Source organism: Pontibacter sp. E15-1 (assembly GCF_022601975.1).
In the GTDB taxonomy this organism is placed as follows: Bacteria; Bacteroidota; Bacteroidia; order Cytophagales; family Hymenobacteraceae; genus Pontibacter.
Window position 1 is genome coordinate 1 of record NZ_JAKVIR010000039.1, and the last position, 25,189, is coordinate 25,189.

Below are 25,189 nucleotides of genomic sequence, written 5' to 3' on the forward strand. Positions count from 1 at the left end.
ATGCGGCTCAAAAAACGCTTCGCCAGAACCCTTCCTGAACAATTTTCGCTTCCAAAAACGAAATTTAAACATGCTCTGAGCACGGAGTATCGCCACGAGATTTAACAATTTAATTACGCGAAAATAATGATGAAAGAGGTAAGGTAAAGTCAGGACGAGTTTACGATTGCAACAAAACGTAATTTTTAAAAATCGGACATTTGATTGATCGTTTCCGAAGTCCTATATGTATTTTCCAAATGCTGCATTGTATCGATGTTTTTCCGCACTACTTCTGGGGTAGGGGAACTCAGGCGAACACACGGATAAAGGATGCTGCGTTCTGAAACAAAGTCATACATGCTTAATGTCTAGAAAACTAAACTCTTTTTATTTTCACGTGCTTCTTACGAAACAAATGGCCTTTTTGCTATGGTAAAGGGGCTTATGCGAAGAGAATATATATTTTACGCATAATTTTATACCTTTGCAGGCATGAAGTACCTGACGCTCATTTGGGGAATCCTGATTTTAGCCATGTCGTGCCTGCCGTGCACAGACAGCGGCGCGGCGTATGCCCAGGACCGACCCACGACCGTGCAGGCTGACGATCTACACCATGATGACGCACAGGACGCTGACCTTTGCTCTCCGCTTTGCGAGTGCAACTGCTGCGGCGGCATTACGCTTGCCACACACGTGCCAAAGCTCCCGGCGCCCGAACATACGCCGCAAAGCACTTCTCTGAGTACCTATCTGCGGGCAACTTCCTTTTCTCCTTCTTTCGCTTTCTGGCATCCGCCCAAAGCGTAACCTTTTCTTTTGATAAGAATCTAAATTCACTTTCCCGGCACCGTATGGGCTCAGGGAGGTGTGCGCATGCCTTTTCCGGCATGTGAATCTTTGGGATCAAAACTTATAAAGGTGTTAGACAGAATCATTCATTTTTCCATTTACAACAAGCTCATCGTCGGACTTTTCACCCTGGCGCTTGTGGTATGGGGCGGCTATTCCTTGACGCAGCTGCCCATCGATGCCGTACCCGACATCACCAACAACCAGGTGCAGGTCATCACGGTGTCGCCCTCGCTGGCCGCGCAGGAGGTGGAGCGGTTGATCAGCTTTCCGGTGGAGCAGACCATGGCCACCATACCCGACGTTGAGGAAATCCGCTCTTTTTCACGCTTCGGCCTCTCCGTCGTCACCATCGTTTTCGACGACAAGGTAGACGAGTACTGGGCCCGCCAGCAGGTAAACGAACGGCTGGGGGAGGCAAAACAGCGCGTCCCTCAGGGGATCGGAACCCCCGAAATGGCCCCTCTCACAACGGGTCTCGGAGAAATCTACCAGTATGTGCTCGCCACAAAACCCGGTTTTGAGCAAACGTACACTGCCGTGGAGCTGCGTACGATCCAGGACTGGATTGTGAAGCGCCAGCTGTTGGGCACGCCCGGCGTGGCCGACGTGAGCAGCTTCGGGGGCAAGGTAAAACAGTATGAGGTCGCCATCGACCCGGCCCGCCTGCGCAGCATGCGCGTCAGCATCCAGGAGATCATGACGGCCCTGGAGCGGAACAACCAGAACACCGGCGGCGCATACATCGACAAAAACCCCAATGCCTACTTTATCCGAAGCGAGGGCTTGCTCAGCAGCCTCGACGACATCAGCAAAGTGGTGGTGCGCAACGGCCCGGACGGGGTGCCCATTCTGATCGGGGACGTGGCCGAGGTGCAGTTCGGCCATGCCGTTCGCTACGGGGCACTCACGCGCAACACCGAGGGGGAAAAAGTGGGGGGCATCGTGATGATGCTGAAAGGGGCCAACTCCTCGAAAGTGATCTCCGCCGTGAAAGAACAGATGGCGCAGATAGAGAAGAGCCTGCCCGAGGGTGTTTTTGTAGACCCTTTCCTCGACCGCACCAGGCTGGTGGACAACGCCATCGGCACCGTTACGAAGAACCTGGCGGAGGGCGCGCTCATCGTGATTTTCGTGCTCGTGCTGCTGCTGGGTAACCTGCGTGCCGGCCTGGTGGTGGCCTCGGTTATACCCTTGGCGATGCTCTTTGCCATTTCGATGATGAACCTGTTCGGCGTGTCGGGCAACCTGATGAGCCTGGGCGCGATTGACTTCGGCCTGATCGTGGACGGGGCCGTGATCATTGTGGAAGCCACGATGCACCACCTGGGGCTGCTCCGGCTGGGCCGCCGCCTCACGCAGGCCGAAATGGATGAGGAGGTATATGAGTCGGCGCGGAAAATCCGCTCGGCCGCTGCTTTCGGCGAGATCATCATCCTGATTGTATACCTGCCCATCCTGGCGCTGGTGGGCACCGAGGGCCGCATGTTCGGCCCGATGGCGCAGGTGGTCTCCTTTGCCATCCTCGGGGCTTTCCTGCTGTCCCTGACTTACGTGCCGATGATGAGCGCCCTGTTTCTTAATAAAGAGATAAGTCACAAAAAAACCGTTTCAGATAAGATTATGGGGGCTTTCCATCGGGCCTACGATCCGGTAATCCGGTTTGCCTTGCGCCGGAAACTGGTGGTGATACTCACGGCCGTCGCCCTCTTTGCCGTCAGCCTGCTGCTCTTCCTCAACATGGGCGGCGAGTTTATACCTACCCTGGAGGAGGGCGACTTTGCCGTGGAAACCCGCGTGATGACGGGCAGCTCGGTGAGCCATACCATCGAGATGACGCAGAAAGCCTCGAAGATCATACTCGACAATTTCCCGGAGGTGAAAGAGGTAGTGGCCAAAATCGGCTCCGGCGAGATTCCAACGGATCCAATGCCCATCGAGGCGGCCGACCTCATGATCATCCTCAAGGACCGGGACGAGTGGGTGTCGGCCTCGAACCGGGAGGAACTTGCCGCAAAGATGAAAGAGGCATTGGAGGTGCTTCCGGGCGTAACGTTCGGCTTTCAGCAACCTATCCAGATGCGCTTCAACGAGCTGATGACCGGGGCGCGGCAGGACGTGGTGCTGAAAATATACGGCGAGGACCTGGACCTGCTCACCACCTACGCCGGGCAAATCGGGAGGGTGGCCCGCACGGTAGAAGGCGCGCAGGATGTGTATGTAGAGGAAGTGACCGGCTTGCCGCAGTTCATGGTGACGTATAACCGCGACCAGCTGGCCAAGTTCGGCCTTAGCGTTGACGAGGTGAACCAGGTGATTCAGACGGGGTTTGCCGGCCAGAGCGCGGGGCTGATATATGAGGGAGAGCGGCGCTTTGACCTCGTGGTGCGCCTGAGCGAAGCGAACCGCAGCAGTATGGACGACATGCAGAACCTATTCGTGACCTCTGCCAGGGGCGAGATGATCCCCATCCGGCAGGTAGCCGATATCCAGATGAAAACTGGCCCGAACCAGATTCAGCGCGACAATGCCCAGCGGCGCATTATGGTGGGCTTTAACGTGCGGGGCCGCGATGTGGAGAGCATTGTGGAGGAGATCGGCCAGAAGGTGGAAGAGCAGGTAAATTTTGAACCGGGCTACTACGTAACCTACGGCGGGCAGTTCGAAAACCTGCAGGAGGCCCAGAAGCGGCTTTCCATCGCGGTGCCGCTGGCTCTGTTGCTCATTTTTGTGCTGCTCTATTTCACGTTCGGTTCGATGCAGTATGGCCTGCTCATTTTCACGGCCATACCGCTCTCTGCCATTGGTGGCGTGCTGGCACTCTACCTGCGCGCGATGCCATTCAGCATTTCGGCCGGGGTGGGGTTTATAGCGCTTTTCGGGGTGGCGGTGCTCAACGGCATCGTTCTGGTGAGCGAGTTCAACAACCTGAAGAAGGAAGGCCTCACAGACCTGCGGGAGATCGTGCTCCGCGGCACGCGTGTCCGCCTGCGCCCCGTGATCATGACGGCCACCGTTGCCTCGCTGGGTTTCCTGCCGATGGCGCTGTCGCAGGGGGCAGGGGCCGAGGTGCAGCGCCCGCTGGCAACGGTGGTGATCGGCGGCCTGGTGACGGCCACGCTGCTCACGCTGGTGGTGCTGCCGGTGCTGTATGTGCTCGTGGAGAACTACGCCGCCCGGAAAAATGACCGTTCGGAGCGCGGCTTGCGCCTTTCGGCTCCTGTCGTCTTGCTCCTCCTCACGGCAGCCGCTATTCTGGCAGCACCCGTGCCTACGGCGCAGGCACAACAGGGGCAGCCTGTGCGGGTCTATACCCTGGAGCAAGCCGTGGAAAGCGCCCTTCGGCAAAACCCATCCGTGGAGGCAGCCCGGCTGAACGTGAAAAAAAATCAGACCCTGAAGGGCGCCGCCTGGGATATCGACAAGACACAGCTCCAGTATACCACTGGCAAGCTGGCCTCGGGCAGGTATGACAAGGAGGTGTCGGTGACGCAAACACTGGCCTTCCCGACGGTATACAGCAAGCAGGCGAAGGTGGCTGAGGCCCTGGTGGAAACGGGCCGGCTGAACCTGACGCAACGCGAGCGGGAAATTGTGCGGGAGGTGCGGCTGAACTATTATGGAATGGTGTATGCCATGTCGCGGCTCCAGTTGCTGGCGTATCAGGATAGCCTGTATACCGGATTTTTAAGGGCCGCCCAGGTAAGGCTCAGAACCGGTGAGACCAACCTGCTGGAGAAAGTCACGGCAGAAAGCCAGCTCTCGGAGGTTCGCAACAGCGCGTTTCAGGCCGCCGCCGACAGGGCCGTGTTTCAGAAGCGGCTGCAGGCCCTTCTCGCCACGGACTCGCTGCTTGCCACCGCTGACTCCACGTTGCACCGTTTGCCGCTACCGACGCTTTCGGAGCAGCTGCTCGAGCAAAACCCGCAACTGCGGCTGGGGCGGCAGCAAGTGGCACTGCGGCAGGCGGAAACCGAGCTGGAACGGGCCCGGCTGCTTCCGGACTTCAAGCTGGGCTATACCAACCGCACCCTGGGCGGGAGCCAGGCCATACCCGGAACAGAGGAGTTTGAGCCAAACCAGGAAGTGTCTATCGGTATAGCCGTGCCCTTGTGGGCAAAGCCCCAGAAAAGCCGGATCGAAGCCGCCAAACTGGAAGCGCAACTGGCGCAGCAAAACCTGCGGCAAACCCGGAACACGCTGGAGGCTGACCTGGAGGCATCGCTGCAACAGGCCCTCAAGCTCCAGGCCAGTCTGGACTACTATGAGGGCACGGCGCTGCCCCAGGCCGAACTCATCATCCGCCAGGCCACCAAGGCATACCGGGCCGGGGAGATCGACTATCAGAATTATATCCTCAGCCTCAACAGGGCGCTCTCCATCCGGACAAACTATTTGGAGGCGCTTTATACCTACGACAGGGCTGTGATTGCGCTTCAGTTCATCATCGAAAATCAACGCTAAACTCTTAAAGCTGAACCTATCCGACATGAAAAGGATCCTATATATACCCGTGCTCTTCTTACTAAGCGGTTTCATTTTTACTGCCTGCGAGCAGAAGACAGAGCCGGCGCAAGCTGAGGCAGAGGGGCAAGCCGGGGCACACCACGAGGAAAGCCCCTTCGCAGTAGCCTTAACCCAGGAGCAATACCAGGTGGCCGGAATCGCGCTGGGCAAACTCGAAATGCGCAGCCTGAGCCATCTGTTAACCGTGACGGGCATGCTCGACCTGCCACCTCAGAACTTGGCCTCCGTCAGCGCCCCGATGGGCGGCTTCGTGAAAAACACCGAGCTGCTGGAGGGTATGAAAGTGAAGAAAGGGCAACTGATCGCAAAGATTGAGAACCCGGAGTTTGTAACGCTGCAGCAGCAGTATCTGGAGGCCAACAACCGGCTCGATTTTCTGAAACTGGAGTATGAGCGGCAACAGGAACTTTCAGAAGAGCAGGTTACTTCGGCCAAAACCTTTCAGCAGGCTACCGCAGAGTACCGGACAGCCAGCGCCCAGGTAGAGGCCCTGGCAGAAAGGCTCCGGATCGTAGGCCTGAATCCTGCTACCCTGAAGGCGGGCAAAATCAGCCGTATTCTCCCGCTCTATTCCCCGATCGAGGGGTATGTCACCCTGATCAACGCTAACATCGGGCAATACGTAAACCCGACCGACGTGCTGTTCCGGATAGCGGACACGGAGCATTTGCACGTGGAGCTCACGGTGTTTGAGAAAGACGTCGCCTCCCTGAAAAAAGGCCAGGTAGTGCGTTACGCGCTCCCCGGAGAGGCCACAGCGCACCGAAAAGCCACCATCTACCTGATCGGCAAAGAGATAAGCCCTGAGCGTACAGTGCGGGTACACGCCCACATGGAGGACGAAGACAAAGACCTGGTGCCAGGCATGTATGTGCAGGCGCAGGTGGCCCTGAACGGGCAGCAACTGCTGGCCCTGCCCGAAGCCGCCGTGGTGCAGGACCAGGGCCGGGATGCCGTCTTCCTGTTTTTGGGAGAGGAAAAAGAGGGGGAAGCCACCCTGATGAAGTTCCGGTTGGTGCCTGTCGAGAAGGGCGTGACGGAGGGCGGATATGCGCAGGTGGCCCTGCCCGCTACTGTGGATGCCGCATCCGCCCAGTTCGTCACGAAGGGAGCGTATTCGCTGTTGTCAAAGCTGCGCAATGCAGAAGATGAAGAGGGCGGGCACCATTAACGTTGTAAAACTACTTTAAAACCGAAAGATGAAGCACACAGAAAACAACGATAAAGAAGAAGATTTCAAGCCGCTGGAGATCACTTCTCCGCGAACAGCGGAGGCTCCCGGCCCGAGCTTCGACGCCGATGGAAATGCCATATACCAGCCGGGTGCCGAAGACCATGCCCATGCCGAGGAAGAGGCAAAGGCGTCTTACCTGCCCACGGCCATCAGTTTGGCGCTCTTGTTGGGCGGCCTCCTGCTCGACTACCTCGACACGCCCTGGTTCGTGGGGTATGTGCGGCCCGTCGTGTACGGCATCGCCTATTTGCTGGTGGGCTGGCGGGTGGTATGGCATGCCATCAAAAGCATGCGCGGCAGTTTTTTCAACGAGTTTTTCCTGATGAGTATGGCTACCCTGGGTGCCTTTTACATCGGGGAGTATGCCGAGGGGGTAGCCGTGATGTTGTTTTACGTGATTGGGGAGCACTTTCAGGAGGCGGCTGTGCTGCGTTCCCGGCGCTCCATCAAAGCCCTGATCGACAACAGGCCCGACGAAGTGGAACTGGTTTCGGAGCAGGGCATCACTACCGTGAAAGCCAGAACAGTACAGGTCGGGGATGTGGTGCAGGTGAAGGCAGGCGAGAAAGTCGCGCTGGACGGCGAGCTGCTCACCGACAGGTCCTCTTTCAACACTGCCGCCCTCACCGGAGAGTCGAAGCCCGATACCAAGACGAAGGGCGAAACGGTGCTGGCGGGTATGATCAACCTGGACCGCGTGATCGAGCTGCGCGTGACCTCACCCTACGAGAACAGCGCCCTGTCCAAGATTCTGCAAATGGTGGAACAGGCCGGGAGCCGCAAAGCCAAGACGCAGCAGTTCATCACGAAATTCGCTAAGGTATACACGCCCATTGTCTTTTTCCTGGCCCTGGGGCTCATCGTGGTCCCATACTTTGTTGTAGAGGGGTATGATTTCGACCAGTGGCTATACCGGGCGCTCATCTTTCTGGTGATCTCCTGCCCCTGCGCTTTGGTTATTTCCATACCCCTGGGCTATTTCGGCGGCATCGGGGCGGCCTCGCGCAACGGCCTGCTCTTCAAAGGAGCCAACTTCCTGGACCAGATGACGCAGGTAGACACTGTGGTGATGGACAAAACGGGCACCCTGACCGAGGGCGTTTTTAAGGTGCAGGAGGTGCAAACAACGCTGCCCGACAAGGCTTGGTTTCTGTCGGCGGTTGCCGCGCTGGAAAGCAAGTCCACCCACCCAATCGCGAAAGCCATTGTGGAGGAAGCCGGACAGGCTGGCCAACGTATGGCTGTGCATGGTGTGGAGGAGATTTCCGGCCACGGCCTGAAGGGGGAGGTAGACGGAAAGCAGCTGCTGGTCGGAAACGGCAGGTTACTGGAGAAATACAAGGTGCCGTACGACGCCAAGTTGAAGGAGATTGTGGAGACGATCGTGCTGGTTGCCGTGGATGGAGCGTACGCCGGGTATATCACCATCGCCGACAAAGTGAAGGCAGACGCGCCACTTGCCGTGCAGCGCATGCGGGAACTGGGCGTCAAGAAGCTGGTGATGCTCTCGGGCGACAAAGACTCGATTGTGCAGAAAGTTGCCCGGGAGTTACAACTTGATGAGGCTTACGGCGGGTTGCTCCCTCAGGACAAGGTAAGCCATGTGGAGCGCCTGAAAGCGGAGGGCCGGACAGTGGCTTTCGTAGGGGATGGCATCAACGATGCTCCGGTCATCACGCTGGCAGACGTGGGTATGGCCATGGGCGCTTTGGGATCAGACGCGGCAATTGAAACGGCGGATGTGGTGATACAGGCAGACCACCCTTCCCGCATCGCCACGGCCATAAATATCGGCAAAAAGACGAAACAGATCGTGTGGCAGAACATCACGCTCGCCTTCGCTGTGAAGGCCATAGTGCTGCTCCTGGGTGCCGGCGGCCTGGCCACCATGTGGGAGGCCGTGTTCGCCGACGTTGGTGTGGCCTTGCTGGCCATCCTGAATGCAGTGCGTATCCAGCGGATGAAATTCGATTAAAACCAACTTATACCTATAGGGGCAGCGCGCGCTACCAGTTAGGTATGGCTCTGCCCCTGAAAAGGGTTGTCTGCTACAGGAAATCTATTTGGTATAATTGCGCGCGCCAAAGATGCCGCTGCCCACCCGGATCATGGTGCTTCCTTCGGCTACGGCCAGTTGCCAGTCCGAGGTCATGCCCATCGAGATCTCCCGAAAATAGTCACTGCCCATGAAAAAGGTGTCTTTCAGGTTCTGGAAACACTCGCGGAGGTATATAAACTCCTGGCGCAGCTTGTTTTCGTCTTCGGTGTTTGTGGCAATGCCCATCACCCCCGTAATGCGCAAATACTGCATCCGCCGGTACTCCTCCGACTGCAGCAAAGCGAACGCCTCATCGTAGCTCATCCCAAACTTTGTTTCCTCGTCCGCGATGGAGATCTGGAGCATGCAGTTGATCGGTGCCGTGCGGGCAAACCGTTCGGCCCGCGTTTCAATTTCCTGCAGCAGCTTCAGGCTGTCCACCGACTGGATGGTATCGATAAACGAGGCGATGTACTTTACCTTGTTCGTTTGGAGGTGGCCAATCAGGTGCCAGGCGATGTCGTGGGGCAGCAACTCGCGCTTGTCGATCAACTCCTGCACCTTGTTCTCGCCGAACAGCCTGTGCCCGGCATCATACGCTTCTTTTATTTTCTCGATGGGGTGCATTTTCGAAACGGCCACCAGGCGGCAAGGCGTGTTGCGCAACTGTTCGTCGAAGTATAGTATGTTCTCTGCTATAGACATAGTGTAGGGTTTAGTTGATTGATTTTAGTATCACGATACTCGTATCACGTAGCACGACAAAATTGGTCAAACATATATAAAATCGATGCTTACATATTTAGAAGAATCGACTTCAGACATGCTGCTAACCTTTTGCTGCAATCTACATCAAATTGCAAAGCCGTGTTTCTTCGGAAGCCTTTCCAGTACCTAAATCTTATATGAACTTGAAAACGTGATACGAGTATCGTGCTACGTGATACGAGTATCGTGCTACTAAAACCGTGATACGCCAAAAAAATCAATCATCCAGCACATTTGTGATAAAGGTGTTTTTGAGGAGCATCCAAAGCAGGAGAAGGAGCAGGGCCCACTTGAGGTATACCTGATAATAATCCTGCGTGTCGCGGAAGCGTTTCTCGGTCACCTCCGTCTTTTCCATCCGGTTGATGTTCTGGAAGATGCGCTGCAGGGCATCCTTGCTGTCGGCCCGGTAAAAGCTGCCGTCGCCCACTGTGGCTATTTTCCGGAGGGAGCTTTCGTCCAGTTGCGTCTCCACAAAAAGCGTTTTCCCGGTTTCGGTGTCGGTATACGGCACCTGCCCGTCTTTTCCGATCCCGATGGTATAAAGTTTTATACCGTAAGCGTAGGCCAGTTGCGCGGCCAGTTCGGGGTCCAGGCTTCCGGCGGTGTTCTCACCGTCGCTGATCAGGATGATGACCTTGCTCTTGGCACCCGAGTCGCGCATGCGGTTGATGGCCACAGCCAGGGCGCTGCCGATGGCCGTGCCGTCGTTGGGGATCATCTTAAAGCCAATGGAGTTGATGTTTTCGCGCAGCAGCTGGTAATCGGTGGTGAGGGGCGCGAGGGAGTAGGCATCGCCAGCAAACACCACCATCCCGATGCGGTCCTGAACCCGCCCGCCTATGAAGTCAAGCGCCACCTCCTTTGCCGCCGTCAGTCGGTCCGGCTGGATGTCCTGCAGTTCCATTGAGCCAGACACATCCAGCACCAGCACAATGTCGATGCCCTCGGCCGTTTGCTCCACCTGCTCGTTCACGCGTTGCGGGCGGGCCAGCGCCACAATCACCAGCAGCATAAACAGCACATAGAGCAGGTTGGGCAGGTGGCGCAGCACACTGCTCCACTGCCAGCTCACTTTGCCCTCAAACAGAGCCAGCTCCAGCTTGTTGCGAGTGTTCAGGGTAAAAAGCCACTTGAGCAAAAACAGCAGCGGCACCACGGGCAGCGCATACAAAACCAGCGGGTATACCCAGTCGAAGGAGCGCAGGGTGCCGTAGCTGAACCACTCCAGGCTGAGCCAGTCCCAGAAATTCTCAGTTACTCTTAGCATTCCGAATATAGTCTCGTTGAATTTTGTGACGGCTCTTGGCAAAGCGGCGCAACATGCCGAGCGCCAGGTTCGTTTCGCCCTCCGACTCGGTCTGGAGGTTGCCATATATGGCCTTGTCGCAGATGCGGAGCGCGGTGTTTACCTCCTCGTCGTTTTCGTAAAACTCAACGATCTCCTTGGTGGTGAAGGAGTTGATGGCGCTCCGCTCCAGCTTGGTGAGGTAATTTTTCCACAGCGACACGGCCTTTTCCAGGCTTTGCAGCGAGCCGGCTTTTTTAAAGCGCTCTTCGTGCGTGTTGTATCGGGAGGCGAAGTACACATGGTCTTTTCGGAGGCGGTACAGCTTGTATTTGCGCAGGATGGGTTGCCCGAGTATAAACCAAACCAACGCGAGCAGTGTGGTGGAGGCCACGATCCAGAGCAACAGGGCAGGCCAGTTAAAGCGCTCCTCTACCAGGGCCAGCGTGGTGTTCGATTTAATGGCCAGTGGCTCTTGCAACGCAAGCGGGCCTTTAACCAGCTGCGCCACTATCAGTTTGGATGGCTGGGTATAAACCGTCTGTGTGTCTCGCTCGCCCAGCACGTAAACCGGAAGCCCCAGCTGCTGCACCGGGTCTGTCTGGAAGGTGCGGAGGGTATACACGGCGCTGTCGGTGCTGATGCCGGCCTTGGTAGAGGTCGGGAAAAAGTCTTTCCGAACCAGCTCAAAAGGCGTGAAATCATACTGCTCAGAGGGCAGTATAACCTCCTGCGCGGCCGCGTGCCGATGCACCAGGGTATACTGCAGCAGCTCGCCCAGCTTGGCTGTGTCGCGGGCAAAGCCGCCCTCGGGTTTCGGGATTTGCCCCCAGGCCATGGTATGCAGGATGCTGAAAAGCAGGAGCAGGGTATGTTTACGCACTTTTCTTGGTTGACAGGTTACGCAGCCGGAACAGGTTGACGAGCTGCGGCACATAATCCTCGTTTGTCTCGATGGTCAGGTAATTGGCCTGGTACTTCTGGCAGAGGCGCATCAGGCTCTCCTTGTTCTGCGTGTACTGCGCCAGGTAGCGCTTCTGAAACTCCTCACCCGAGGTGTTCAGCCATACCGTCCGGCCTGACTCCTTGTCCACTATCGGCACAATGCCCATGGGCGGCAGGCGGTGCTCCCGCACGTCCTGCAGGTGCAGCACAATCAGGTCGTGCCGTTTGGCCAGCATGGCCAGCTCTTTCTCGTAACTGAGGTCAATAAAGTCGGAGAGGAGCAGGATGATGCTGCGGCGCTTGATAATGTCCAGCGTCAGCCGTATACCGGCAGCCAGGTTGGTTTTGCCGGACTTGGGCTCCAGTTCGCTCAGGGCTTTGATGATACTGTAGGCCTGCTGGATGCCTTTGGCCGGTTTGATGTATTTTTCTTTCTGGTCGGAGAAGCAGATAATGCCAATCTGGCTCTGCTGCCGCGCCGCCGAAAAGGCCAGCACGCCGCAGATCTCCTTGCCCACGTCTATCTTCTGCTGTTCGCCGGTGCCGATGGATTGCGAGGCGCTCACGTCGAGCATCAGGAAAACCGACTGCTCTTTCTCCTCCCGGTAGGTCTTCACAAAGGTGCCGTGGCCCTTTGCCGACACGTTCCAGTCGATGGAGCGCACATCGTCGCCATACTGGTAGGCGCGCACGTCGTCAAACTCCAGTCCGGTGCCTTTAAACACAGAGTGGAAGTCGCCCTGCATCTGTGTGGTAATGGCCTTGCGTATGCGGATTTCGTATTTGCGAAGCTTCTTTACAAGCTCTTTCATGAACTGCTGCCGTCGTGAGTTATTTTAAATTTACCACATAATCTCGTAATTTACATCCGTGAAAAGACTTTTCCTCTTACTTTTTTGCGGCTGTCTGCTGGGCTGCCAGTCCAAGGGCAACGACAAACCCGCGAACATGGTGCCGACCCAAAAGATGGTGCGCATCCTGGCCGACATCCATACCGCTGAGGCCGTTATAGAGCACAACGTGTCTTACCCGGACACCGCGCTTGTGCTATACTCAGAGCAGCAGGCCGATATCCTGAAGAAGTATGGCGTAAAGCCGCAGGCCTTTGAGGACAGTTACCGCTATTACCTGACGCATATAGAGGAGATGGACAAGCTCTACGAAGTTGTGGTCGACTCCCTGAGTGTGCGCGAGTCGCGGATAAAGGCGGCCCAGCGGGAAATCATACGGGACTCGGTGCAGTAGTGGCGTTGCCTCCGCTGCTGCACCGAAAGGCCCCTAGCTGTGTATTTTAATCTTAGCGAAACTGAGCAGGAGCGTTTTTTCGCCCACTTCCTCAAACTCGATGATGGCTTTTGTGCTGTTGCCCTGGGTGTCGATTTTGCTCACCACGCCAAAGCCGAACTTGGGGTGCTCCACTTTCATACCTGCCGCCAGGTTGGATGTGTCGCTCGGCGCGAAGTCGACGGGAGGGGTATAATTGCTGGCTACCTGCTTGCGGGGCGGCGGGGAAACCAGGCTGCTCTTGCGCTGTAGCACCCGGTCAAAAACGCCGCCACTATTGCCGGAGCTTCCGCCGTCGCCGTACTTGAAGTTGATATACTTTGGGTCGATCTCATCTAAAAAGCGGCTTTTCTCGCACGAGCGCAGGTTGCCCCACTGGTAGCGGCTGGTGGCGTAAGTGAGGTATAGCTTCTTCTCCGCGCGCGTGATGGCCACATAAAACAGGCGGCGCTCCTCTTCCAGGTCGGCGCGGGAGTTAAGCATCATCTGGCTCGGGAAAAGGTTCTCTTCCATACCCACGATAAACACATTCTTGAACTCCAGCCCCTTGGCTGAGTGGATCGTCATCAGGGTCACAAACTCGCTGCCATCGTCGGCCTTCGTGTCGGCGTCGGTGATGAGGGCAATGTCCTGAAGGAAAGCGGAGAGGCTCTTGTCTTCCTTCTCCGGGTCGTCCACATACTCCTTTATACCGTTCAGCAGCTCCTGGATGTTCTCGTAGCGTGCCAGCCCCTCCACGGTTTTGTCGGCATACAGGTCGTCTACCAGCCCGGAGTGTTTGGCCACGTGCTTGGCCACTTCGTAGGCGTCGCTGTGTTCGGCGATGCGCGCAAAGTCCCGGATCATCATCGAGAAATTCTCGATGGCCGTGCCCACGCGGTTACCCAGAAACTCCCCAGCGTTCATCACGACCTCCCATACCGCATGGTTTGTGTCGTTGGCGATCACGAATATCTTCTGCTCGGTGGTTTCGCCGATGCCGCGCTTGGGGTAATTGATGATGCGGCGCAAGGCCTGTTCGTCGTTCGGGTTCACGGTAAGGCGCAGGTAGGCGATCAGGTCCTTGATCTCCTTGCGTTGGTAAAAGGACAGGCCGCCGATGATCTTATACTTGATGTTCATGCGGCGCAGGGCCTCTTCCATGGCTCTGGACTGCGCATTGGTGCGGTACAGGATGGCAAAGTCGTCGTAGGAGAAGTGGTTGCCCATTTTCTCCTCAAAAATGGTGGTGGCCACCAGCTTGCCCTCCTCGTTGTCGGAGTTGGCTTTGATCACCTCGATCAGCGGTCCCTGCTCGTTGTCCGTGAAAACTTCCTTGCGGAGCTGTGCCTGGTTATTTTTGATGACCGAGTTAGCCGCGTGCACGATGTTTTTAGTGGAGCGGTAGTTCTGCTCCAGTTTAAACACCTCCAGCTCGGGGTAGTCGCGCTCAAAGTTGAGGATGTTCTGGATATCCGCTCCCCGGAAGGCGTAGATAGACTGCGCATCGTCGCCCACCACCACGATGTTGCGGTTTTGAGCAGCCAACTTGCGCGTGATCAGGTATTGCGAGTAGTTCGTGTCCTGATACTCATCCACCATCACAAACTTAAAGATGTTCTGGTACTTGTTCAGCGCGTCGGGGTGGTCTTTAAAGAGCACGTTCGTGTTAAACAGCAGGTCGTCGAAGTCCATGGCGCCGGCCCGAAAGCAGCGGTTCTGGTACATCTCGTAAATTTTGCCGATCTTCGGGCGCATGGCAGCATCGTCATCCGCCTGGATTACCGGGTCGTTGACATACTGCTTCACAGAGATCAGCTTGTTTTTGGCTGAGGAGATGCGGCCCAGCACCACATTGGGCTTATACAGCTTGTCGTCCAGGTTCATCTCCTTCACAATGTTGCGAATGAGTGTTTTGGAGTCGTCTGAGTCGTATATGGTGAAACTCTTCGGGTAACCGATTTTATCGGCCTCGGCCCGCAGGATGCGGGAAAAGACAGAGTGGAAGGTGCCCATCCAGATGTTTTTGGCCTCGTTGCCGATCACCTTCTCAATCCGGTGGCGCATTTCCTTTGCCGCCTTGTTGGTAAAGGTAAGGGCCAGTATGTTGAACGGATCCACACCCTGGCTGATGAGCTGGGCGATCCTGAAGGTAAGTACTCTTGTTTTTCCGGAGCCTGCGCCAGCGATAATCATGGCGGGCCCGTCTTTGTGCAGCACAGCGTTGCGTTGCGATTCGTTCAATAAGCTTAGTTGATCCATTTCTTCTCTTCCGCGTGCGTCTTTAAATCAATGCAATTTACGAATACAATTCCGTTTTCTGAACCGCTCCGCCACTTTTGGCACGGCTCCTGCACTGGTTTGCAGCCGGAAGCGCCCCCCTTTGAACAGGAATGGGCTGCAAAGCGTTTAGGATTAAGCGCGTATTTTGCAGGCGGAAGCACCTTTTTTGCCCGCTGTCTGCCTTCTTTTTGAATTACAGCCGCAGAGTTGATTACTTTGCGAAAATTTTTCGGCGTTTCATACTCCAGCATGACCAGATACTTTACCCCGATTCCAATGATAAAGCATTTACTGTTGATCCTCTTGCTAGGCGGCGTTAGCCATGCAGGTGTGGCCCAAACAAAGACCAAAAAGCCTGCACCCAAAAGCACTGCCACCACAACCGCCGCTGTAAAGCCCGGCTCGACGGTGGTAGCCAAGCCAGCGGCTTCCGTGGCTCCGGCTGCGGCCAAAAAAATATGGCGCACGCCTCTGATGGATGTGGCCATGGTGCATTACAAGTCGTTGCGTTTCCCGGAGGCGTATGCCAAGTTCAGGGAGGCCGCTGCGCAGGGCGATGCGGATGCCAATTATTTTATCGGGCGCATGCACCAGTACCGTGAGTTGCAGTATGACCAGGTAAAAATCGACACGCTGCAGCAGATCCAGAACGCAGAAAAATATTTCTCCGCCGACAAGGACTCCGCAAGTTACTACTACCAGCTTGCCTTGGACCAGGGCAGCGTGCTTGGGCATCTGGGTCAGGCCGAGATGATGACGCTCCGCACAAAAGATGACATGCGCATCTTTACCCAGCACATGCGCACCGCCGCCATGGACATCCGGGAGAAGGCCGTGGAAGGGGACGCGTTTTGTAACCGGATTCTGGGAAGCATGTATTATACCGGCTTTGGTGAGATGGTGGATAAGGGGCTGGCCTTTAATTACCTGAGTCGTGCAGCCGAAGCGCAGGATGTGGCGGCATACACGGCTCTGGCCAATTTATACCTCAACGGCGAGGGGGTGAAGAAAGACTACGACAAAGCGGTATACTGGCTCAAAAAAGGCGTGCAGGCCGGGGAGCGCGAAGCTTCCTATACCCTGGCGCTGTTGTATGAGGAAGGAACGCTGGGAGAGGTGAAAGTGGACTCGGCACGCCAGCTCTACCGCAAGGCGGTGGCAAAGGGAAGCGTGAGCGCCTACGAGCAGCTGCTGTACATCAACCAGACCCCAGACCAGAAAGTGGTGATCGCGTCGATTAGCCGCGACCCGATGATGCTGCAGCGGGCCATCGCCGCAGGCGGGGATGTGAACACCCTCGCCGTGCCCGATGAGTATACCGCAGCGCTGCACGGGCGCACGCCGCTGATGCACACGGTATACGTCCCGATGCTTCTGGAGGACTACGGAACAACCTATGAGCCTGAAGTGCGCCTGAAAACCGTGACGCAGCTGCTGCGCAAAGGAGCAAAGGTGAACGCGCAGGACTATGACGGCAAAACGGCCCTCCACTACGTGGTGAGCAGTTCCAGGGTAAAGTCGGAGCTGTATGAGACGGAGCAGGTGGAGTTACTGGATACCCTCATCAAAAGCGGCGCCGACCTCAATATACAGGACAAGCAAGGCAACACGGTGCTGGCCCAGGCGCTGCAGGCCACTATCGGGCAGCACATCGGCATTATGGAGTTGGAGAAACTGCTGCAGTCCGGGGCAAATCCCAATATCAAAAACATGGAAGGAAAAACAGCCTTGATGCTGGCCTGTGAAATGGACGCCAACTACGAGGTTATCGTGGCGCTGCTGCAGGCTGGCGCGGACCCGAAACTGCTGGACAACAGCCAGAAAGCCGCCATCGATTATACCAAACATCTAAACGTGAAGAACATCCTCCTGGCTTCCGGCTCGCCTCAGCCACGGTAGGCCTGCGTTATGTATCGAGCTGCTGCCGGAAAGGTGCGGCAAGGCGGGAGCCGGATTAAACTATTTTATGGTTACCTTTGTCTCCCAAACAATGCCCGGCAGCTGGCGTTTTCATCTGCCTTTCAATGTCCTGAGTAAAGTATGATAGTACTACAGAATACAGTCATCAGCGATGACGTGCGCGACCAGTTTTTTGTGTGTAACCTCGAGAAGTGCAAAGGGGCCTGCTGCGTGGAGGGCGACCTGGGCGCGCCGCTGGAGGAAAGCGAGTTGGCGGTTTTGGCGGAAAGTTACGAGCAGATTAAGCCATACATGACCGGTGCCGGAAAGCATGCCGTGGAAGAGCAAGGGCTGTACATCAAAGACTGGGAAGGCGATTACTCTACCCCCACGATCAACAACAGAGAGTGCGCCTACGCCATATACGACGCGGACAAAACCCTGAAGTGCGCCATCGAACAGGCCTATCTGGATGGCAAGACCAGCTGGCACAAACCGATTTCCTGCCATTTATACCCCATCCGGGTTACGAAATACGATGACTTTGAGGCCCTGAACTATGACCGCTGGGGCATATGCAGCGCGGCCTGCAACTTTGGGCAGGACCTGGGGGTACGGGTTTACCAGTTCCTGAAAGAGCCCCTGATCCGGAAGTATGGCGAGGCATGGTATGGGGAATTGGAAAAGATGATTGCAGAAGATGAAAAGCCCGCCTGATGCTGGAGGATTTGAATATAAACAGCCTTTAAAAAGAAACCCCCACCAATTTGGTGGGGGTTTCTTTTTAAAGGCTTCAAGTTGAGTTTCCTTTTAAATTATTTTGCAAAAGCTTCTTTGAGCTCGGTCACGGCAAGCTCCTGCGCGTCGCGGGCCTGTGGAAGCACTGCAGCCATACCGAAGAACTCGTGTGTTACACCCTTGTACACTTTTGAAGTTACTTTTACGCCAGCATCCTTAAGCCTGGCAGCATACGTCTGGCCCTCGCTCTGTAGCGGGTCAATCTCCGCGTTGATTACGGTAGCAGAAGGCAGTCCCTGCAGGCTCGACATAGGCGCTTTTACCAACGATATCCATGGGTTCTGGGCATCCGCCGGGGTGGAGAGGTATTTATCGAAGAACCACTTCATCAATGGCTTACTCAGCGGTTTGGCATTCGAATACTGCATATAGGATGGCGTGTTAAAATCATACCCTGCAATCGGGTACACTAACAGTTGGTGTATGGGTAACTGCACATTGCGCATCTTGGCCATCATACTGACAGCAGCAGCTAGATTGCCTCCCGCACTTTCGCCGGCCACAGCAATTCGAGCGGGGTCTATACCCACAGATGCGGCATTGTTCACTACCCACTCATAAGCTGTAAAAGAGTCCTCATGCGCTGTCGGGAACATATGCTCAGGTGCCTGACGGTATGCTACAGAAACCACGACAGCACCCACTTTCTCAGCTAAAGCGCGGGTAGAAGCGTCATACGTGTCGATTCCCGCGATTACCCAGCCACCGCCATGGTAATACACAATCCCTGGCAGTGCACCAGTAGCGTTTTTAGGGGTATAAACCCGAAGATGTATCATCCCTCCATCAACCGCAATATCACGTCCGGTGGTATCCACCATGGATGGCGGCACTGTGATATTCTTTTTCTTGATAACTACCTTAACGGCATCCGCTGGCGTTGGCGCCATACGTGCTTCCTCAGCCGTGCGTTCAGTTAACGGAGGGCCTACAGTCAGGCTATCGAGTGTCTCAATCACGGTGAGCATTTCGTCGGTAATGGTCGGTCCCCACTCAGGCTTCGGGCCTTTTGGTTCAAAGTCCTTGTTCTCATTAATTTTGCACGATGGCATTAGCCCAAGAAAACCTACGATAGTCATCAGGCTCATTAATCTAAACCATCCAGCTTTTTGGTTAATCATTCTCCCATTCTTTTGTTTAATAATTGTTTTCATAGAGTATTTGTGTTTTTATATAATAAAATGATTTGAGCTACATACGATGTTTTAACGTCGTCTGGATTTTGTTCTATACCATATTGGTGATTTTTTCCCTATTATATTTATAACTAACACTGTATGACCCTAACCGATACATGGGTGCATACCAACAGCAATTGAAATGATCATCTTTAGCATGGATACAGAGCGATTTATTTAGCAACTTATGGTCGACTATACTTATTTTGGAGGGTTTGTAGCAGTTCCGCTGTAGCCATTTTTTAGTCCTTGGTAATATGCATATATAAGAATAATTAAAATATCGTCATGTGGTATCTCTCTTTGGTGATTAGATGGATTTGTATTAAACCTTTAATGGCTATATAGGGCTAAGGTGATTTTGCCAGGCACTACAGTGTGGTACATCATCGAAAAAACCTTTAAACGCAAAACGCCCCGGTCATACATATGGCCGGGGCGTTTTGCGAAATTGATTTGCAGCTATTTACAAATCCTTGAAGTCAAACGTATCGAGGTAGGAGGTCGTGAAGTTTCCAGCTTTGAAGCCGGGGTCGTCCATCAGTTTCAGGTGGAAAGGCACGGTTGTCTTCACACCCTCAATCACAAACTCACTCAAGGCGCGCTTCATCTTCACCAGGGCCTCCTCGCGTGTTTGGGCGCTCACGATGAGCTTCGCAATCATCGAGTCGTAGTTAGGTGGGATCACGTAGCCGGAGTATACATGCGAATCGACGCGTACCCCGTGGCCACCCGGCATGTGCAGGGTCGTGATTTTGCCCGGAGAAGGGCGGAAGTTGTTCTTCGGATCCTCGGCATTGATGCGGCACTCAATGGCGTGCATCTTCGGGTAATAGTTTTTGCCCGATATTTTAGAACCGCTGGCGACTTTAATCTGCTCCTTGATCAGGTCGAAGTCAATCACCTCTTCCGTGATCGGGTGCTCCACCTGAATCCGCGTGTTCATCTCCATGAAGTAAAAGTCGCGGTTCTTGTCTACCAGGAACTCAATCGTGCCCACACCCTCGTAACGGATCGCCTTGGCACCCTCTACGGCTGCCTTGCCCATCTTGTCGCGAAGCTTGTCGGTGATGAACGGGGAGGGAGTCTCTTCCACCAGCTTTTGGTGGCGGCGCTGTATGGAGCAGTCCCGCTCCGAAAGATGCGCCACGTTGCCATACTGGTCTCCAATGAGCTGAATCTCGATATGGCGCGGCTCTACCACGAATTTCTCCAGGTAGATCCCATCGTTGCCGAATGCGGCTTTTGCCTCGGTGCGGGCATCGTTCCAGCTTTTTTCGAACTCGGAGTCGTTGTGGGCGATGCGCATGCCGCGTCCGCCGCCGCCTGCTGTTGCCTTCAGAATAACCGGGTACTTAATCTTGTTGGCGATCTTGATGCCCTCTTCCACAGAACTGAGAAGTCCCTCAGATCCCGGAATGGTAGGCACTCCGGCTTTTTTCATGGTTGCCTTGGCAGATGCCTTGTCTCCCATGGAGTTGATCATTTCCGGTGAGGCTCCGATGAACTTTATGTGGTTTTCAGCGCAGATGCGCGAGAACTCCGCGTTCTCAGACAGGAACCCATACCCCGGGTGAATGGCATCCGCATTGGTTATCTCGGCGGCCGCGATGATGTTCGGGATATTGAGGTAAGAAAGCGCGCTGGACGGAGGACCGATGCAAACGGCCTCGTCGGCAAAGCGCACATGCAGACTTTCCTTGTCGGCGGTAGAGTAGACGGCCACCGTTTTAATGCCCATCTCCTTGCATGTCCGGATGATGCGCAGGGCAATCTCGCCACGGTTGGCGATGAGTATCTTTTTAAACATACTTTTCGAATTAGGAATTAGCAATCAGAAATTATGGATAGTGAGTAGGAGGGGATTATATGCCCGTTTACCACTAATTTTTAATTCGTAATTCCTAATCAGGAAGGATCTACCAGGAACAGCGGCTGATCGTACTCCACCGGGTTGGCGTTGTCTACGAGCACCTTCACAATCTTGCCCGACACCTCAGACTCAATTTCGTTGAAAAGCTTCATGGCTTCGATAATGCAGATTACCTGTCCTTGCTTTACTTCGTCACCCACATTCACGAGAACAGGCAGGTCCGGGCTGGAGGCGCGGTAAAAGGTACCGATCATTGGGGCCTTGATGGCCACATACTTGCTTTCTTCGCTGGCAGGTGCAGCCGGGGCAGCAGGAGCGGCGGCTGGAGCCGCTGCAGGTATGGCTGCGGGGGGAGCGGCCACGGGTGCTGGAGCAGGCGCAGCGGCCATGGGCTCTTTCACGTACTTTACCTTCTGGTTCGGATCGCGCTGGACAGAGATCTTAAACTCCTCCGTTTCGATGTTTACTTTGTTCAGGCCGGATTTGGCGATGAAGTCGATTAGCTCCTGGATTTCTTTAGCTTTCATGTTTTATTTAACTCTCTCTGCGTATGAATAGGTACGGGTGTCTACTTTGATTTTCTCATCCTGCCCGATGAACAGCGGCACTTGTATGGTTGCACCCGTTTCCACGATGGCTGGTTTAGAGGCATTGGTGGCGGTGTCGCCTTTCAGGCCTGGCTCCGTATACGTGATCGTCAGTTCCACAAAGGGAGGAATCTCGCAGGTGAGCGGCGTTTCCAGCTCAGCGTGATACAGAATCGTTACTTCCTGGCCTTCTTTCATCAGATCCGCGAAGGGCACCATGTCCGCCTGCAGGGTCACCTGCTCAAAAGTGTTCATGTCCATAAAGTTATACCCCATATCGTCTTTGTAGATGAACTGGTGCGGGCGCTGCTCTACGCGGGCAGTCGTGATTTTATGGCCGGCTGAGAAGGTGTTGTCAAGCACTTTGCCGGTTCTAATGCTCTTAAGCTTGGTTCTTACAAATGCAGGACCTTTTCCCGGCTTTACGTGCTGGAACTCTGTCACCACATATAAGTCATGGTTGAACTCAATACACACTCCGTTTTTGATATCAGCGGTAGTTGCCATACAAATATACTCTTGTTAATGTCTCTTAAATAAGGAGTAAAAGTACTTCTGTTTTTGCTGTCTTGCAAAGTAAAGTTAGGGATTCTGCTGTAATTGTTGCGAAAGATGAACCTTTCAACGGGTTTTAAATTTGCCTCGCGGCATAGCCCGGATCCTTTCGAAATAACCACGTTGCACCGGGCGGGTTCGGTTTGTGTAAGTGCCTTTTCAGGCTTATCCTGCCCATAGCGATACTTAATTTGTTGAGACCGAAATAATTGCACCATTGTTTGAGGCACCGTTGGAGGATATACTTTTAGGCCGCGTTAAACAAAACCACTAGTGGTTGGTTGTACCCTCATTCACTTACCGATTTGCTTTACTACAAAATCATGAACAAAACCTATATATTAGAAAGCCGTCCTGTGGGGGCGCCAACTACAGAAAACTTCAAACTGACAGACACCGAGCTTCGCGACCTGCAAGACGGCGAGGTGCTCTTGAAGGCGCTCTACATCTCCGTGGATCCCTATATGCGCGGCAGAATGAGTGACGCAAAATCCTATGTCGCGCCCTATGAGATAGGCAAGCCGATTGTTGGGGGCGTGGTAGCAGAGGTTGTGGAGAGCCGCAGCTCGCTTTACCCGAAAGGGGCCGTTGTTATCGGCGGTCTGCCCTGGCAGCAGTATAGTATCCATTCGGGGCAGGGCCTCCATCGGGTAGACCCCGATGTGGCGCCCTTAAGTTATTACCTGGGTATACTGGGCATGCCGGGCCAAACCGCCTATTTCGGGCTGCTCCATATCGGGAAACCAAAAGCGGGCGAAACCGTGGTTGTGTCGGGAGCTGCCGGAGCGGTGGGCACTGTGGTAGGGCAGTTAGCCAAGCTAAAGGGCTGCCGCGTGGTAGGCGTTGCCGGTTCCGATGAAAAGGTGGCCTACCTGAAAGATCAGCTGGGCTTCGACGAGGCCATCAACTACAAAACCACCCCAGACTTGAATGCAGCCATGGCACAGGCTTGCCCCAACGGCGTGGATGTATACTTTGACAATGTGGGCGGACCGATCTCTGATGCTGTCCTGCTGTTCATCAATAAATTCGCGCGAATTGCCATCTGCGGCCAGATCGCTTACTACAACAATACTGCCCCAGCCACGGGTATGCGTGTAGAGCCGATTCTCCTGAAAAAGAGCGCGCTGATGAAAGGGTTCATCGTGAGCGACTTTGCTAGTGAATTCGGTACGGCCACTAAAGAGTTGGCCACTTGGGTCAGAGAAGGCAAACTGCAATACCAGGAGACCGTAAAAGAAGGCTTCGAACAACTGCCTGAGGCGTTCTTAGGCCTTTTCACCGGGGATAACACCGGAAAGCTATTGGTAAAAGTAGCAGACCTGGGATCCTGATCAATTTGTATAGGTTTACTGTAGACGCACATGTATACTGCGATTCTACAGCAAACGTACACTTAGGCAGCGTGCCTACTATATAATATGTATTCTATATCACTCTTTTATATTCACCATGAATAATTTCAATTTCTATAATCCAGTTAAAATATTATTTGGCAAGGGCCAGATCAGCGCGATTGCTGATGAGATTCCGGCAGGAGCCCGAGTTATGGTAACCTACGGTGGGGGGAGCATCAAGAAAAACGGCGTTTACGAGCAGGTAATGACTGCCCTCAAGGGCCATACCGTTATAGAGTTCAGTAATATTGAGCCGAACCCGCACTACGAGACGCTGATGCAGGCCGTGGAGATTGCTAAGCGCCAGCAAATCGATTTTGTGCTGGCAGTGGGAGGGGGCTCCGTGGTGGATGGCACCAAGTTCATCGTAGCCGCCATGGAGTTTGAGGGCGAAGACCCCTGGGACATCATGACAAAGCGGGTGCCCGTGGAGCGCGCCGTGCCGTTTGGCGCTGTACTAACCCTGCCAGCCACAGGTTCTGAAATGAACTCCGGCTCTGTGGTTACACGTGTCTCAACCAAAGAAAAGCTAGCATTTAGTAGCCCATTCACCTTCCCTAAGTTTTCTGTCCTGGATCCGGAAACTACTTTCACGTTGCCGCTGCGGCAAGTGAGCAATGGTATAGTCGATGCTTTCACGCACGTGCTGGAGCAGTATCTGACATATCCGGTGAACGCACCCTTGCAAGACCGTATGGCAGAGTCGATTCTGCTCACGCTGATAGAGGAAGGGCCTAAGGCGATACACAACCCACAGGACTATGACACCATGGCCAACATCATGTGGAGCGCGACGATGGCGCTGAACGGGGTGATCAGGGTTGGCGTGCCCACCGACTGGGCCACACATTATATAGCGCATGAGCTAACCGCTTTGCACGGTATAGACCACGCCCGTACACTTGCGGTGGTGCTCCCTTCGCTCCTTCGGTATAAAGGCAAAGAGAAAAGAGAGAAGCTGTTGCAATATGGGGAGCGTATCTGGGGCGTTGATGCCGGCACAGAAGATGAGCGCCTGGAAGCAACCGTAATGGCAACCGTTTCGTTTTTTGAGTCGCTTGACATCAGGACGAAACTCTCGGATTACGAGGTGGGAGAGGATACCGTGAAGACGATTGTCAAGCGTTTTCAGGAACGCGGCGTGAAAAACCTAGGGGAACGCGCCGATATCCAGATTGATGATGTGCAGCAGATTCTGATGATGAGTCTTTAAAGCATCGCAAGTTCCTATTGTAAAGAGGCCCGTTGCACGTCATGCAGCGGGCCACTTTTTTGATATCACAAATGAACAAATTTTCATTTATAGCCGTATTTAAGCGGATGCATTATTTATAAAGCGGCTCATCTGTTTTCATCACTAAAATCTATTGTTACTAATTCAAGCTGGTTCTTCTACCCCTTTATAATACATTTTAGCATTTAACTAATTTTCGGCGCTAACGTTAAAATAAATGTTGCTTTGATACTAATCGAGGGTCATAAAGAGGGTTTAGAAAATAATAGGATGTATTTTTTGGTACTTTGTTGATATTTATTTCGTAGATCAGGTTACTACATCGTATGCATCGCTATATATTCTTAATACTAATCACAAATTAGGTGAGTTATCACTCATTTGCATAACTCTTATAATTGGAGCTGTAACGCATATTTTAAGATCCATAGGGGTATTTGGTAGTCAATTATTGTAGTGACTGATAATATTTTCTGCTGAATGTTTGT

19 protein-coding genes are annotated in these 25,189 nt (G+C 54.2%); 9 read left to right on the forward strand and 10 right to left on the reverse strand.

Annotation, left to right across the window (positions count from 1 at the left end; translation table 11 throughout):
* Nucleotides 1-474: 474 nt before the first annotated feature.
* The 4 genes from MKJ04_RS21085 (at nt 475) to MKJ04_RS21100 (ending at nt 8,570) form a co-directional block, all read left to right on the forward strand.
* The gene (locus MKJ04_RS21085) at nt 475-792 is read left to right on the forward strand and encodes a DUF6660 family protein (RefSeq protein ID WP_241643919.1); all 318 of its coding nucleotides are present in this window, start codon (nt 475-477) and stop codon (nt 790-792) included.
* A gap of 111 nt (nt 793-903) precedes the next feature.
* Nucleotides 904-5,298 carry a CusA/CzcA family heavy metal efflux RND transporter gene (locus tag MKJ04_RS21090; RefSeq protein ID WP_241643921.1) on the forward strand — a complete coding sequence of 1,465 codons (4,395 nt, stop codon included), beginning with the start codon at nt 904-906 and terminating at the stop codon, nt 5,296-5,298.
* Nucleotides 5,299-5,323: 25 nt separating this feature from the next.
* A complete protein-coding gene (locus MKJ04_RS21095; RefSeq protein ID WP_241643923.1) occupies nt 5,324-6,532 on the forward strand; it encodes an efflux RND transporter periplasmic adaptor subunit in 1,209 nt (402 codons plus the stop codon).
* 28 nt (nt 6,533-6,560) lie between these two features.
* Nucleotides 6,561-8,570, forward strand: coding sequence for a heavy metal translocating P-type ATPase (locus MKJ04_RS21100; RefSeq protein WP_241643925.1), 2,010 nt, complete (start codon nt 6,561-6,563; stop codon nt 8,568-8,570).
* A gap of 84 nt (nt 8,571-8,654) precedes the next feature.
* Here the strand turns inward: MKJ04_RS21100 and MKJ04_RS21105 are convergent, their stop codons facing one another.
* From MKJ04_RS21105 to MKJ04_RS21120, 4 genes are all read right to left on the reverse strand, one after another.
* Complete coding sequence (locus tag MKJ04_RS21105; RefSeq protein ID WP_241643927.1) at nt 8,655-9,338, reverse strand: YggS family pyridoxal phosphate-dependent enzyme; 684 nt, start codon at nt 9,336-9,338, stop codon at nt 8,655-8,657.
* 280 nt (nt 9,339-9,618) lie between these two features.
* On the reverse strand, nt 9,619-10,671 hold the full coding sequence (locus MKJ04_RS21110) for a vWA domain-containing protein (protein WP_241643929.1): 1,053 nt from the start codon (nt 10,669-10,671) through the stop codon (nt 9,619-9,621).
* Nucleotides 10,655-11,572, reverse strand: coding sequence for a hypothetical protein (locus tag MKJ04_RS21115; protein ID WP_241643931.1), 918 nt, complete (start codon nt 11,570-11,572; stop codon nt 10,655-10,657). Before MKJ04_RS21115 ends, MKJ04_RS21110 begins: the two co-directional genes overlap by 17 nt.
* Nucleotides 11,565-12,446, reverse strand: a complete 882-nt coding sequence (locus tag MKJ04_RS21120) for a DUF58 domain-containing protein (RefSeq protein ID WP_241643933.1) — start codon at nt 12,444-12,446, stop codon at nt 11,565-11,567. The genes MKJ04_RS21115 and MKJ04_RS21120 overlap by 8 nt, the downstream gene beginning before the upstream one ends.
* Nucleotides 12,447-12,504: 58 nt before the next feature.
* Here MKJ04_RS21120 and MKJ04_RS21125 point away from each other — a divergent pair, with 58 nt between their 5' ends.
* Nucleotides 12,505-12,879 carry a DUF4296 domain-containing protein gene (locus MKJ04_RS21125; RefSeq protein WP_241643935.1) on the forward strand — a complete coding sequence of 125 codons (375 nt, stop codon included), beginning with the start codon at nt 12,505-12,507 and terminating at the stop codon, nt 12,877-12,879.
* Between the two features lie 33 nt (nt 12,880-12,912).
* Here MKJ04_RS21125 and MKJ04_RS21130 read toward each other — a convergent pair whose 3' ends face one another.
* Entirely contained in the window at nt 12,913-15,159 is a 2,247-nt protein-coding gene (locus MKJ04_RS21130) for an ATP-dependent helicase (RefSeq protein WP_241643937.1), read from the reverse strand.
* A complete protein-coding gene (locus MKJ04_RS21135; RefSeq protein WP_241643939.1) occupies nt 15,147-15,431 on the reverse strand; it encodes a hypothetical protein in 285 nt (94 codons plus the stop codon). Before MKJ04_RS21135 ends, MKJ04_RS21130 begins: the two co-directional genes overlap by 13 nt.
* 25 nt (nt 15,432-15,456) lie before the next feature.
* Between MKJ04_RS21135 and MKJ04_RS21140 the strand changes: the two genes are divergently transcribed.
* Together MKJ04_RS21140 and MKJ04_RS21145 are read left to right on the forward strand one after the other, a co-directional pair.
* Nucleotides 15,457-17,079, forward strand: coding sequence for an ankyrin repeat domain-containing protein (locus MKJ04_RS21140; protein ID WP_241643941.1), 1,623 nt, complete (start codon nt 15,457-15,459; stop codon nt 17,077-17,079).
* Between the two features lie 141 nt (nt 17,080-17,220).
* Nucleotides 17,221-17,796 carry a DUF3109 family protein gene (locus MKJ04_RS21145; protein WP_241643943.1) on the forward strand — a complete coding sequence of 192 codons (576 nt, stop codon included), beginning with the start codon at nt 17,221-17,223 and terminating at the stop codon, nt 17,794-17,796.
* 98 nt (nt 17,797-17,894) lie between these two features.
* Here the strand turns inward: MKJ04_RS21145 and MKJ04_RS21150 are convergent, their stop codons facing one another.
* The 4 genes from MKJ04_RS21150 to efp form a co-directional block, all read right to left on the reverse strand.
* The gene (locus MKJ04_RS21150) at nt 17,895-19,031 is read right to left on the reverse strand and encodes an alpha/beta hydrolase (RefSeq protein WP_241643945.1); all 1,137 of its coding nucleotides are present in this window, start codon (nt 19,029-19,031) and stop codon (nt 17,895-17,897) included.
* Between the two features lie 490 nt (nt 19,032-19,521).
* Entirely contained in the window at nt 19,522-20,865 is a 1,344-nt protein-coding gene (accC, locus tag MKJ04_RS21155; protein WP_241643947.1) for an acetyl-CoA carboxylase biotin carboxylase subunit, read from the reverse strand.
* A gap of 98 nt (nt 20,866-20,963) precedes the next feature.
* Entirely contained in the window at nt 20,964-21,455 is a 492-nt protein-coding gene (gene accB / locus MKJ04_RS21160; RefSeq protein WP_241643948.1) for an acetyl-CoA carboxylase biotin carboxyl carrier protein, read from the reverse strand.
* Between the two features lie 3 nt (nt 21,456-21,458).
* On the reverse strand, nt 21,459-22,022 hold the full coding sequence (efp, locus tag MKJ04_RS21165) for an elongation factor P (RefSeq protein ID WP_241643951.1): 564 nt from the start codon (nt 22,020-22,022) through the stop codon (nt 21,459-21,461).
* A 371-nt stretch (nt 22,023-22,393) separates the two neighbouring features.
* On the opposite strand from efp, the gene MKJ04_RS21170 reads away from it, so the two are divergent.
* Nucleotides 22,394-23,404, forward strand: a complete 1,011-nt coding sequence (locus MKJ04_RS21170) for an NADP-dependent oxidoreductase (protein WP_241643975.1) — start codon at nt 22,394-22,396, stop codon at nt 23,402-23,404.
* 118 nt (nt 23,405-23,522) lie between these two features.
* Entirely contained in the window at nt 23,523-24,680 is a 1,158-nt protein-coding gene (locus MKJ04_RS21175) for an iron-containing alcohol dehydrogenase (RefSeq protein ID WP_241643953.1), read from the forward strand.
* The last annotated feature ends 509 nt before the right edge of the window (nt 24,681-25,189 follow it).